An 11,455-nucleotide genomic window follows, 5' to 3' on the forward strand; every position below is an offset into this window, starting at 1 on the left:
GTCGTTACTGTAATGCTTTGCCTCCCGCTCAGCGTCATCACCCGGCGAACTGCGCGGGGTAATGACGCCGAATGTGGGGGCGGTTCCGTTCCTTGCTCTTGCAAGCGGCGCTGCAAAAGTGTCTTTTGGGGCCTTTCCGTCACACCGCTCCAGGAGACGCAGGAATTTGAGGAATAAGGAACGGGCCGCCGCGGACACGGTGCCGGCGGTCCTGAAGCAGCTTTGGCCTGAGCCGCCGCGTGCGGCCGGTTTCATCGTCACCATCTATGGCGACATTGTCGAACCGCGCGGCGGCGTGCTGTGGATGGGCAACCTGATCGAGGTTTGCGGAACTATCGGGATCAGCGAAAGTCTGGTGCGGACGGCCGTTTCCCGTCTCGTTTCGGCGGGCCAGCTGTCCGGCGAGCGCGACGGGCGGCGCAGCTTCTACCGGCTGACGGACCGGGCCCGGGTGGAATTCCTTCAGGCTGCAAGAATTCTCTTCGATCCCGAACCGGCGCCGGAAGCCTTCCTCATCGCGCCGCGTCCTCCGGCGGAACAGGAAGCGGGCTTCCTGCGCCAGGGCTTTGCCGTTGCCGGCGCCTTTCTGATCGGGCCGGACCGGGCCCCGAGCACGGTTCCCGCGAGGAGCGGGCTGCCGGGGCCGGTGTTTCGGGCGGAAACCGTTGCCGGGGCTGAAGAGCTTCCGGCTTTCGCCTCCAGATATTGGGATCTCGAGTCGTTGGCCGATGCCTATAGCGTATTCCTCGAGCGTTACGGCCGGCTCTCGAGCTATCTTGCTTCCGGCGAGCCGCTTCACGGCGCCGATGCGATGACCGCCCGGCTGATGCTCGTCCACGACTACCGTTTCGTGCTCCTGCGCGATCCGCGCCTTCCGGTCGACGCCCTGCCTGAGAATTGGCCCGGATATGAAGCGCGGACCCTGTTCGCCGAACTCTACCGGCGGCTGGCGCCGGAGACCGACCGGCATACGGGCATGCATCTTCAAAGCGTTTCCGGTATACTGCCGGCCAGTACCGAGGCGACCGAAAAGCGGTTGCGGACGATCGCCGGAAATACCATCGAAGCTTGAGCCGTTTTCAAGAGGTTTCCGCCGCTTTCGGGCGTTTCGGACTGAAAGCATCACAGAATTGATAAGAAAACTCTTTTTATGTGATGTTTTGTACGTTATATATTCATGACCGATCGGTCGACGAATGGGTTTTGCCCGCTGAAAAGCAGCCCCTGACCGGTCGTACGGATGCGAATTGAGGAGGAGGGCGCATGTACGCGCAAATGGTCAAGACCGCTTCGGACGGCGTCAAATCCCGTGAGGACATGAGCCCCGAAGAAGCCGCCTTTCAGGCAAAGATCGATGCGGACATCAAGATCGAGCCGCGCGACTGGATGCCCGAAGACTACCGCCGCACCCTGATCCGCCAGATCGGCCAGCATGCCCATTCCGAAGTTGTCGGCCAGCTGCCGGAAGGCAACTGGATCACCCGTGCGCCGACACTGGAGCGCAAGATGATCCTGCTCGCCAAGGTGCAGGACGAAGCCGGCCACGGCCTCTATCTCTATTCCGCCGCCGAGACGCTCGGTGTGAGCCGCGACGAGATGGTCGAGATGCTCCACGCCGGGAAGATGAAATATTCCTCGATCTTCAACTATCCGACGCTGAACTGGGCCGATATCGGTGCGGTCGGCTGGCTGGTGGATGGCGCCGCCATCATCAACCAGGTCGCCCTGCAGCGGACCTCCTATGGCCCCTACAGCCGCGCCATGATCCGGATTTGCAAGGAAGAAAGCTTCCATGCGCGCCAGGGCTACAGCGCGATCATGAAGATGGCCTTCGGCACGCCGGAGCAGAAGCGAATGGCGCAGCACGCGGTCAATCGCCTGTGGTTCCCGGCCCTGATGATGTTCGGCCCGTCGGACAAGGACTCTGTCCATTCCGAACAGTCCATGGCCTGGAAGATCAAGATCAAGACCAATGACGAGCTGCGCCAGCAGTTCGTGGACCAGACCGTGCCGCAGATCCTCTATCTCGGTCTGGAGCTACCCGACCCGAACATCAAGTGGAACGAGGAACGCGGCCACTACGACTTCAGCGATCCGGACTGGAGCGAGTTCTTCAACGTCCTCAAGGGCAACGGACCGTGCAATACGGACCGCATGAAGGACCGTGTCGGCGCCTGGGAAGACGGCGAATGGGTTCGCGACGGCCTGATGGCGCACGCCCGCAAGAAACAGGCCCGCAAGGACGCGGCCAAGATCGCCGCTGAATAATTAAGGAGGAGGCACCAATGAGCAACGAAACAACACCGAGCCGCTCCGAATGGCCCCTGTGGGAAGTCTTCATCCGCGGCCAGCACGGCATGAGCCACCGTCACGTGGGCTCCCTGCATGCGCCGGATGCCGAGATGGCGATCAAGAACGCCCGTGATGTCTATACGCGCCGCAACGAAGGCGTCTCGATTTGGGTGGTCGAGGCCAAGCATATCGCGGCCACCGCGCCCGGCGAGAAGGGCCCGTTCTTCGAGCCGTCGGAAAGCAAGGTCTACCGTCACCCGACCTTCTTCGACATTCCCGATGAAGTGGGGCACATGTGATGGCTGATGTCGACAACAAAGCTCTTTTCGAATTCCTGGTGCGGATGGGCGATAACACGCTGATCCTCGGACACCGGGTGTCCGAATGGTGCGGTCATTCGCCGATCCTGGAAGAAGACATCGCACTCGCCAACACCGCGCTCGACCTGCTCGGCCAGACGAAGATGTGGCTGGACTATGCCGGCAAGGTGCAGGGCGAGGGCAAGTCGGCCGACGATCTGGCCTTCCTGCGCGATGCCTGGGACCTGCGCAACGTGCTTCTCGTCGAATTGCCGAACGGCGACTTCGGCCAGACCCTGATGCGCCAGTTCCTGTTCGACGCTTATCACTCGATCATCCTCGGTCATCTGCTCAAGTCGAGCGATGACGAGGTCCGCGCGATCGCCCAGAAGGCATCGAAGGAAGTGGCCTATCACCTGGAACGCTCCGCCGACACGGTGGTGGGTCTGGGCGACGGCACGCCGGAAAGCCACAGGCGCATGCAGGCCGCTCTCGACTATCTGTGGCCCTATGTGGGCGAGATGTTCGAGACCGACGACATCGACCGGGCCATGGCTTCCGCGGGTGTCGCGCCGGAGCCGTCAGGCCTCAGGGCCGACTACGATGCGCTGGTGGGCCGTGTGCTTGCCGATGCAACGCTGACCATTCCCGAGGGCAAGTTTGCCCACAAGGGCGGGCGGAACGGCTACATGCACACCGAGCATCTGGGACACCTCCTGTGCGAGATGCAGTGGCTGCAGCGGGCCTATCCGGGCTGCGAGTGGTGATCCAGGTATAACGCGCTCCAGGGAGCCAAAACGATGGCACATCCTTCGACCGAACAGGTCTGGGAATGGCTGGAGGCTGTTCCAGACCCCGAGATTCCTGTCCTGACGCTGGCGGATCTCGGCATCATCCGGAACGTGGACTGGGAAGGCGACACCTGTGTGGTGACCGTGACCCCGACCTATTCCGGCTGTCCGGCGACCAGCATCATCAATCTCGATATCGAAACGGCGCTTCGCGACAAGGGGCTGACGAAGATCGAATTACGCAACCAGCTCGATCCGGCCTGGACCACCGACTGGATGTCTGAAAAGGGCCGGGAAAAGCTGGAGAAATACGGCATCGCCCCGCCTCAGCCGGCGGGCGGTCCCGAACGCTGCCCCCACTGCGGCAGTCCCAACGTGGAAAAACTGAGCCAGTTCGGTTCCACCCCGTGCAAGGCGCAATGGCGCTGCACGGACTGCCTGGAACCCTTCGAATATTTCAAGTGCATCTGAATCCGGCTGAGACCGGTAAACGGGAGGAACCCATGGCGCGCTTTCACGATCTTGAAGTTGTCGATGTCCGCAAGACCATTCGCGATGCGGTGGTCGTCACGCTGCAGCCGGTCAATGGCGCGGCGGCGGAATTCGACTTCACGCAAGGCCAGTACCTGACCTTCCGCCGCGATTTCGACGGCGAGGAGTTGCGCCGGTCCTACTCGATCTGTTCGGGCAAGGACGAAGGTCTCCTCCAGGTCGGCATCAAGCGGGTGGATGGCGGCGCCTTTTCCACCTGGGCCAACGAAGACCTCAAGATCGGCGACACGATCCAGGCCATGCCCCCCATGGGCGCGTTCCACACCGAGATCGATCCGTCCGCCGCGAAGCATTATCTCGGCTTTGCCGGCGGCTCCGGCATCACCCCGGTGCTGTCGATCCTGAAGACCACGCTGGCGCGCGAGCCGAAGTCGGTGTTCACGCTGGTCTATGCCAACAAGGCGGTGAACACGATCATGTTCCGCGAGGAACTGGAAGACCTCAAGAACATGTATCTCGGCCGCTTCAACGTCATCCACGTGCTGGAGGCGGACGCGCAGGATATCGATCTCTTCACCGGCCTGGTGACAGAAGAAAAATGCGCCGAGCTCTTCAAGACCGGCTGGGTCGATATCGAGAGCGTCGACACCGCCTTCATCTGCGGTCCCGAGCCGATGATGCTCGGCATCGCCTCGGCCCTGCGCAAGGCCGGTCTCGACGACAGCCAGATCAAGTTCGAGCTGTTCGCCTCCGCCCAGCCCGGGCGGGCGAAGCGCAAGGTCGTCTCAAAGGAAGGTGCCAACGCGGATCACGAGACTACCACCGCGATCACGCTGGACGGCTCGACCCAGACGATCAGGATGTCCAAGGACACCTCGATCCTGGACGCGGCGCTGCAGAACAACCTGGACGCGCCCTATGCCTGCAAGGCCGGGGTCTGCTCCACCTGCCGCTGCAAGGTGCTGGAGGGCGAGGTGGAGATGACCGCCAACCATGCGCTTGAGGACTACGAGGTGGAGAAGGGCTATGTGCTTTCCTGCCAGTCCTACCCGGTGACGGACAAGGTCGTCGTCGACTACGATCAGTAACAAGCGGGGTCAAGGGAGGACACGGTCATGGAAGACATGAGCATCGAGAGCTATCTCGAACAGGGCGGGGTTCTGACGAGCCCGTCCAACGCGCCGGCCCGCTATCGCGGCGAACTGATGCGCCTGATGGCCTCGTTCGTCGACAGCGAACTGGCCGGTTCCGCCGGCTTTGCCGATGTGATCAACACCGCACCCGGGATCAAGCAGCGCATCGCCGCTGCTCGGATCGTTCTGGAAAAGGCCGATCACGCCGAGCGGGTGCTCAAGATCATGGGCGAATTCGGCGCCGATATGGGGCGCTATGCCGTCCACCAGCCCTGGGCGGAACGGCTTGACCGGGACGCGGACCTGGGGGCGGCCCGCCACGGCGGCGACATGCGCCTGTCGGTGTTCCACTATCCGTTTACCGGCTGGACCGATGCGGTGGTGATGAACGTGCTGATGGGGCTTGCCACCGGCGTCCAGCTGGAGGAACTCGTCAAGGTCTCCTACGGACCGCTTGCAACCGCCTTCCGTGAGATCGCGCCGCGGGAAAACCGTCATGCCGAACTGGGCCTTGAGGGTCTGGAACAGATCGCAGCCGACACGGCGGAAAAGGAAACGGCCAGGGCATCGATCGCCTATTGGCGGCCGCGGGTGGCGGTCACGTTCGGCGTTGCCGGCTCCGCCCGGTTCGACACGCTGAAACGCTTCGGGTTGCGTCACACACCGAATGAAGACTTGCTCGCCAGGTGGACGGACAAGGTCGACAGCAAACTGTCGGCTTTGGGTCTTGGCTGAGCGAAATCAAACGAGGGGAATTTCATGACTGCACATGCAGGGACGCCGCGCCGCCTGGAGAGCTATGTCTGCGGGGGGTGGACCCCGGGCGCGGCTGAGGGCAAACCGCTGTTGAACGCGGCGACCGGGGAACCGGTCGCCTTCATCGATTCAAGCGGCATCGATTTCGCCGAGATGCTGGCCTTCGGTCGGGAGAAGGCTGGCGCGAGCCTGCGCGCCATGTCGTTCCACGAGCGCGCGCTGATGCTGAAGGCCATCGGCCTGGCGCTGATGGAAAAGAAGGAAGAGTTCTACGCCGAGAGCCTTGCGACCGGTGCGACCCGCGCGGACGGCTGGGTCGATATCGAGGGCGGCATCGTCACCCTGATGAATTATGCTTCGAAGGGGCGCCGGGAACTGCCGAATACCAAGGTGCTGGTCGATGGGCCGGTGGAGCCGCTGTCGAAGGATTCCAGCTTCTCCGCCCAGCACATCCTGACGCCGCTCCATGGCGTTGCCGTCCACATCAACGCCTTCAATTTTCCCTGCTGGGGCATGCTGGAAAAGATCGCGCCGACGCTGCTCGCCGGTATGCCGGCGATCGTCAAGCCGGCCAGCCAGACCGCCTATCTGACCGAGCTGATGGTCCGCCGCATCGTGGAGACCGGCATCCTGCCGGAAGGCGCGCTGCAGCTCATCTGCGGCTCCACCGGGGATCTGCTTAATCACGTCACCTGTCAGGACGTGGTCACCTTCACCGGGTCCGCCTCCACCGGGCGCATGCTCAAGGCGCAGCAGGCGATCATCGAGAATTCGGTCCGCTTCACCATGGAGGCCGACAGCCTGAACGCGGCGATCCTGGGCACCGATGCCGGTCCCGGTACGGAGGAGTTCGATCTCTTCGTCAAGGAAGTTGCCAGGGAAATGACGGTCAAGGCCGGGCAGAAATGCACCGCCATCCGCCGGGTGATCGCACCGCGCGCCCATGTGGATGCACTGGTCGCGGCCCTGACCGAACGCCTCGGCAAGACGGTCGTCGGAGATCCGGCCAACGAGGCAACCCGCATGGGCGCGCTCGCCAGCCTCGACCAGCGCGACGAGGTACGCGACCGGATCAAGGACCTGACGTGCGACGCAGAAATCGTCGCCGGTGCGCCTGATGCCGTCCAGGTCGCCTCGGGCGATGCGGACAAGGGCGCGTTCCTCAACCCGGTGCTGCTTTACTGCGCCAAGCCGTTCGAGGCGAAGGCCGTGCACGATGTCGAGGCCTTCGGTCCGGTATCGACCGTCATGCCTTACGACACGATCGAGGAAGCCGTAGACCTCACCCACAAGGGCAAGGGCTCTCTGGTCGCCTCCGTCTTTACCAACGATCCACACGTCGCAGAAGAGGTGGTGCTCGGCATGGCGCCGTTCCACGGCCGTGTCATGATCGGCAATCGCGCCAGCGCCAAAAGCTCCACAGGCCACGGATCTCCGCTGCCGATGCTGGTCCATGGCGGACCGGGCCGGGCAGGGGGCGGGGAGGAACTCGGCGGCATGCGCGGCGTCAAGCATTACATGCAGCGCACCGCCGTCCAGGGCGTGCCGCGGCTGCTGTCGGCCGTCACCGGCCGCTGGATGGACGGCGCCGACGTCAACAAGGACGGCGTCCATCCGTTCCGCAAGTCTTTGGCGGAGCTCAGGATCGGCGATCAGCTCGTTACCGAGAGCCGTGAGGTCACGCTGGAGGACATCGAGCATTTCGCAGAGTTCACCGGCGACACCTTCTATGCCCATATGGACGAGGCGGCAGCTAAGGCGAACCCGTTCTTCGAAGGCCGGGTAGCCCATGGCTACCTGATCGTCTCCTTCGCGGCGGGCCTGTTCGTCGATCCGGCGCCGGGTCCTGTGCTTGCCAACTACGGCGTCGACAACCTGCGCTTTCTCACGCCTGTCAATCCGGGCGACACGCTGCAGGTTCAGCTGACCGCCAAGGAAATCAACCCGCGCGTCAACGCCGACTACGGCGAGGTACGCTGGGACTGCCAGGTCACCAACCAGAACGGCGACGCCGTCGCCCTCTACGACGTGCTGACGATGGTCGCCAAGACCTGGCCGCTGGCGGAGAGCTGAGGCGAAGGCCGAGGAGCTTTCCTCTCTCTTGCCCCACTAACGATAGTCATCCCGGACGAAGCGAAAGCGGAGATCCGGGATCGGCGAGCCGAGGTCTGTCGTTTGAGCTGTGATCCAAACCGAGAGCGACGTGGCTCCCCGGTCCCGGATAAAGCCTCGCGGCTTTTCCGGGATGACTGCGGTTAGGGGAGGCGTAGCCGCACCTTGGACCACCCCTGGCGGGGTATCTGTCTCGCTTCACCATACCCGCTGCCACCCCCCCAAAAAAAATGACCGGGCAGGGCCCGGTCATGAGGTCGTGTGGGAGTTTATGGTTATTATCAACGGGTGACGGTCACCTGACCGCCTTGATGCCTTCCAGCACCAGGGTGGTGGCGATGTCGGCGTAGTCGTCGCGGGTGATCGGGCCGCCTTCGCGGAACCACATGTAGGCCCAGTTCATCATGCCGAAGAGCGACATGGTGACCGGCATCAGCAGCGGCCGTTCCGCGTTGTCGAGGGACGGATTGATCTCGCGCAGAATCAAGGAAAAGCGGCGGACGATACGCCGTTCGATGGCGCGGATTTCGTCGCGCTGGTCGTCGTTCAGCGCCACGGAGGCATTGAGCTGGACCTTGTGCTCGTTGTCCGCGTCCCGGTAGTTCTCCAGCGTGATCCGCACCAGCGCATGCAGCCGGTCTTCCGGCGAAGCCTTCGGATCGTCGGCGGCCTCAACGGCGGCGTCCAGATCCTCCAGATGGCTCTGGATGATGGCGAAGATCAGGGCGTCCTTGGCCGGGTAGTAGTGGTAGAGCAGGGACTTGGACACGCCGGCGGAATTGGCGACCAGGGACATGGAGGCCTTCTCCATGCCCTGTTCGGCAAAGACGGCAGCCGCACTCTCCAGAATGCTGCGCTGCTTGTCTTCAAAATCGCTGGCGCGGGTCCGGGCCATGCCTTTGCTTCACCTATGCTCTTGATTTGGCAAGGAGGGAAGCCCCTCCTTACCCCTTGGGCCGGTTGTCGACGACCCGCTTGGCCTTGCCCTGGGAGCGTTCCACGCCGCCCGGTTCGGTGACATCGATGCGGGTGGAGACGCCGATCACGCTCTTGATGTGATGGGCGAGTTCCTTCGCTGAAGCGCCGCGGGCATCCGCGCTGGCGGCAGCCTCGGTCGATTCCACGTGGACGGTCATGTTGTCCATGCGGCCTTCGCGGCTGAGCTCGATCTGGAAATGAGGCGCAAGGCCTGCGCATTTCAGGATCTGTTCCTCGATCTGGGTCGGGAAGACGTTGACGCCGCGCAGGATGATCATGTCGTCCGAACGGCCGGTGATCTTTTCCATCCGCCGCATGGAACGGGCCGTGCCCGGCAGCAGCCGTGTCAGGTCGCGGGTGCGATAGCGGATGATCGGCAGGGCTTCCTTGGAGAGCGAGGTGAACACCAGCTCGCCTTCCTCGCCGTCAGGCAGGACCTCGCCGGTCACCGGGTCGATCACTTCCGGATAGAAGTGGTCTTCCCAGATGTGCAGTCCGTCCTTGGTCTCCACGCATTCGTTGGCAACGCCCGGGCCCATGACCTCGGAGAGGCCATAAATGTCGACCGCATGCATGTCGAAGGCCTGCTCGATCTCCTGGCGCATGGCGTTGGTCCACGGTTCTGCGCCGAAGATGCCCACGGCGAGCGAGCTTTCACGCGGATCGAGGCCCTGGCGGCGGAACTCGTCGAGGATCGACAGCATGTAGGACGGCGTCACCATGATGATGCGCGGCTTGAAATCGTCGATCAGGGTCACCTGGCGTTCGGTCATGCCGCCCGACATGGGCACCACGGTGCAGCCGAGCTTCTCAGCACCGTAATGGGCGCCGAGGCCGCCGGTGAACAGGCCATAGCCGTAGGAGACATGGACGATGTCGCCCGGACGGCCGCCGGAGGCGCGGATGGAGCGGGCGACCATGGAGGCCCAGGTGTCGATGTCCTTGGCCGTATAGCCGACAACGGTCGGCTTGCCGGTGGTGCCGGAAGAGGCGTGGATGCGCACCACATCCTTCTGCGGCACGGCGAACATGCCGAAGGGATAGTTGTCGCGCAGGTCCGTCTTGACCGTGAAGGGGAATTTGGCGAGGTCCGCCAGGGTCTTCAGGTCGTCCGGATGAACGCCGTGGGCGTCGAATTTCTGCTTGTAGAACGGCGAATTGTTATAGGCGTGGGCAAGCGACCACTTCATCCGCTCAAGCTGAAGGGCTGAGATCTCGTCGCGCGAGGCGATTTCGATCGGCTCCAGATCGCCGGGACGAGGTGACAGATCCTCCATGATTTCCTCCCTTTTTCGGGCAGTACCGGGCCTTGTCGCCGGTTACTCCGGTAGATGCGTACCTTTAACGGTGGCTGAATGGCCGGTGAACCGGGCAATCATCTCGCCGTTCTGATTGGTGATGGTGATGTCGTAGAGCCCGGTGCGCTTCTTGCGGGAAACCTCCCGGGCAGCGGCGGTCAGCCTGTCGCCGATGCGGCCGGGCGCCAGGAAGGTGACCGAGCAGTGCTGGGCGACCGTGAGCTGGTTGTAGGTGTTGCAGGCAAACGCAAAGGCGCTGTCGCAAAGCGTGAAGATATAGCCGCCATGACAGTTGCCCTGGCCGTTCGACATGGCCTCGGTGATGGTCATGGACATGGTCGCTTCGCCCGGCGCGATATGCTCCAGTTTCATGCCGAGTTTCTGGCTGGCGTGGTCATTGGCCCACATGGCCTTGGCACAGGCATCGGCCATTTCCTGAGGCGTCATCGTCATTTGCCGCGAAACTCCGGTGCGCGCTTTTCCAGAAAGGCGGTGACGCCTTCCGCGTAATCCTCGCTCTTGCCGGCCTCGCGCTGGAAGTCGCGCTCAAGGTCGATCTGGGCGTCGAAACCGTTAGTGGAGGCGGCCTGGATGAGCTTCTTGGTCAGGCCGAGGCCCAGGGTCGGACCATTGGCAAGCTTGCGGGCAAGAGCGGTGGCCTCGTCCATCAGCTTGTCGTCGTCGACGGCCTTCCAGATCATGCCCCAGTCGGCCGCGGTTTCCGCAGCTAGCGGTTCGGCGGTGAGCGCCAGCGCCTTGGCGCGGGCTTCGCCGAGCAGATGGGTCAGCGACCAGCTGCCGCCGGCGTCGGGCACCAGACCGATCTTGGAGAAAGCCTGGATGAATTTCGCCGATTTGGCGGCCAGCACGATGTCGCAGGCCAGCGCGATATTGGCGCCGGCGCCTGCCGCCACACCGTTGACGGCGCAGACGATCGGCTTTTCCATGGATTTCATGAGCCGCAGGGTCGGATTGTAGAGCGTCTCGAGGGTCACGCCGAGATCGGGCGCAGGGCCGCCGGCACGCGGATCGCGGTTGCCGAGATCCTGACCTGCGCAAAAGCCGCGTCCGGCTCCGGTCAGCAGCACCGCGCCGATATTGGCATCGTCACGGGCGCGCTCGAGACCGGCGCGCAGAGCGTAATGCATATCCTCGTTGAAGGAATTCAGTTTGTCCGGACGGTTCAGCGTCAGTGTCAGGACGCGCTGGTCCTCGACAACCGTCACAGCGGTTGAATCGCTCATAAGTCTCCTCCCTGCAGGCCTCCAGCCTATTGGGCCTACTTTCCCATAGTCCGACCGGCC

General features: G+C 63.2%; 12 protein-coding genes. 8 read left to right on the forward strand and 4 right to left on the reverse strand.

Annotated features, from left to right (window positions below; genetic code table 11):
• Positions 1–166: 166 nt before the first annotated feature.
• The 8 genes from HK439_RS01690 (at position 167) to paaZ (ending at position 7,836) form a co-directional block, all read left to right on the forward strand.
• Complete coding sequence (locus HK439_RS01690) at positions 167–1,072, forward strand: PaaX family transcriptional regulator C-terminal domain-containing protein (RefSeq protein WP_235987516.1); 906 nt, start codon at positions 167–169, stop codon at positions 1,070–1,072.
• 191 nt (positions 1,073–1,263) lie between these two features.
• A complete protein-coding gene (gene paaA, locus HK439_RS01695) occupies positions 1,264–2,268 on the forward strand; it encodes a 1,2-phenylacetyl-CoA epoxidase subunit PaaA (RefSeq protein WP_190289635.1) in 1,005 nt (334 codons plus the stop codon).
• A 17-nt stretch (positions 2,269–2,285) separates the two neighbouring features.
• A complete protein-coding gene (gene paaB, locus HK439_RS01700) occupies positions 2,286–2,591 on the forward strand; it encodes a 1,2-phenylacetyl-CoA epoxidase subunit PaaB (protein ID WP_190289636.1) in 306 nt (101 codons plus the stop codon).
• On the forward strand, positions 2,591–3,358 hold the full coding sequence (paaC, locus tag HK439_RS01705) for a 1,2-phenylacetyl-CoA epoxidase subunit PaaC (RefSeq protein ID WP_190289637.1): 768 nt from the start codon (positions 2,591–2,593) through the stop codon (positions 3,356–3,358). The genes paaB and paaC overlap by 1 nt, the downstream gene beginning before the upstream one ends.
• Positions 3,359–3,391: 33 nt before the next feature.
• Positions 3,392–3,853, forward strand: coding sequence for a 1,2-phenylacetyl-CoA epoxidase subunit PaaD (gene paaD, locus HK439_RS01710; protein ID WP_190289638.1), 462 nt, complete (start codon positions 3,392–3,394; stop codon positions 3,851–3,853).
• A gap of 32 nt (positions 3,854–3,885) precedes the next feature.
• Complete coding sequence (gene paaE, locus HK439_RS01715; RefSeq protein ID WP_190289639.1) at positions 3,886–4,962, forward strand: 1,2-phenylacetyl-CoA epoxidase subunit PaaE; 1,077 nt, start codon at positions 3,886–3,888, stop codon at positions 4,960–4,962.
• A gap of 36 nt (positions 4,963–4,998) precedes the next feature.
• Positions 4,999–5,742, forward strand: coding sequence for a Phenylacetic acid catabolic protein (locus HK439_RS01720; protein ID WP_190289772.1), 744 nt, complete (start codon positions 4,999–5,001; stop codon positions 5,740–5,742).
• Positions 5,743–5,766: 24 nt separating this feature from the next.
• The gene (gene paaZ / locus HK439_RS01725; protein WP_190289640.1) at positions 5,767–7,836 is read left to right on the forward strand and encodes a phenylacetic acid degradation bifunctional protein PaaZ; all 2,070 of its coding nucleotides are present in this window, start codon (positions 5,767–5,769) and stop codon (positions 7,834–7,836) included.
• 334 nt (positions 7,837–8,170) lie between these two features.
• Here paaZ and HK439_RS01730 read toward each other — a convergent pair whose 3' ends face one another.
• Genes HK439_RS01730 through paaG form a run of 4 tightly spaced genes read right to left on the reverse strand, consistent with a single transcriptional unit; the run spans position 8,171 to position 11,395 of the window.
• Complete coding sequence (locus tag HK439_RS01730; RefSeq protein WP_190289641.1) at positions 8,171–8,770, reverse strand: TetR/AcrR family transcriptional regulator; 600 nt, start codon at positions 8,768–8,770, stop codon at positions 8,171–8,173.
• Between the two features lie 49 nt (positions 8,771–8,819).
• Positions 8,820–10,130: a phenylacetate--CoA ligase PaaK gene (gene paaK / locus HK439_RS01735; RefSeq protein WP_190289642.1), complete on the reverse strand. Its 1,311-nt coding sequence runs from the start codon at positions 10,128–10,130 to the stop codon at positions 8,820–8,822.
• Positions 10,131–10,172: 42 nt separating this feature from the next.
• Positions 10,173–10,604: a hydroxyphenylacetyl-CoA thioesterase PaaI gene (gene paaI, locus HK439_RS01740; RefSeq protein ID WP_209011497.1), complete on the reverse strand. Its 432-nt coding sequence runs from the start codon at positions 10,602–10,604 to the stop codon at positions 10,173–10,175.
• A complete protein-coding gene (paaG, locus tag HK439_RS01745) occupies positions 10,601–11,395 on the reverse strand; it encodes a 2-(1,2-epoxy-1,2-dihydrophenyl)acetyl-CoA isomerase PaaG (protein ID WP_190289643.1) in 795 nt (264 codons plus the stop codon). Before paaG ends, paaI begins: the two co-directional genes overlap by 4 nt.
• Positions 11,396–11,455: the final 60 nt, after the last annotated feature.

It is taken from the genome of Roseibium aggregatum (genome assembly GCF_014692675.1).
Taxonomy (GTDB): Bacteria; Pseudomonadota; Alphaproteobacteria; order Rhizobiales; family Stappiaceae; genus Roseibium; species Roseibium aggregatum_C.

Excerpts from the sequence above, each read along its gene's own strand:
- paaA (WP_190289635.1), top strand. The coding sequence starts at position 1,264 with ATGTACGCGCAAATGGTCAAGACCGCTTCGGACGGCGTCAAATCCCGT.
- paaB (WP_190289636.1), top strand. The coding sequence starts at position 2,286 with ATGAGCAACGAAACAACACCGAGCCGCTCCGAATGGCCCCTGTGGGAA.
- paaC (WP_190289637.1), top strand. The coding sequence starts at position 2,591 with ATGGCTGATGTCGACAACAAAGCTCTTTTCGAATTCCTGGTGCGGATG.
- paaD (WP_190289638.1), top strand. The coding sequence starts at position 3,392 with ATGGCACATCCTTCGACCGAACAGGTCTGGGAATGGCTGGAGGCTGTT.
- paaE (WP_190289639.1), top strand. The coding sequence starts at position 3,886 with ATGGCGCGCTTTCACGATCTTGAAGTTGTCGATGTCCGCAAGACCATT.
- HK439_RS01720 (WP_190289772.1), top strand. The coding sequence starts at position 4,999 with ATGAGCATCGAGAGCTATCTCGAACAGGGCGGGGTTCTGACGAGCCCG.
- paaZ (WP_190289640.1), top strand. The coding sequence starts at position 5,767 with ATGACTGCACATGCAGGGACGCCGCGCCGCCTGGAGAGCTATGTCTGC.
- HK439_RS01730 (WP_190289641.1), bottom strand. The coding sequence starts at position 8,770 with ATGGCCCGGACCCGCGCCAGCGATTTTGAAGACAAGCAGCGCAGCATT.
- paaK (WP_190289642.1), bottom strand. The coding sequence starts at position 10,130 with ATGGAGGATCTGTCACCTCGTCCCGGCGATCTGGAGCCGATCGAAATC.
- paaI (WP_209011497.1), bottom strand. The coding sequence starts at position 10,604 with ATGACGATGACGCCTCAGGAAATGGCCGATGCCTGTGCCAAGGCCATG.
- paaG (WP_190289643.1), bottom strand. The coding sequence starts at position 11,395 with ATGAGCGATTCAACCGCTGTGACGGTTGTCGAGGACCAGCGCGTCCTG.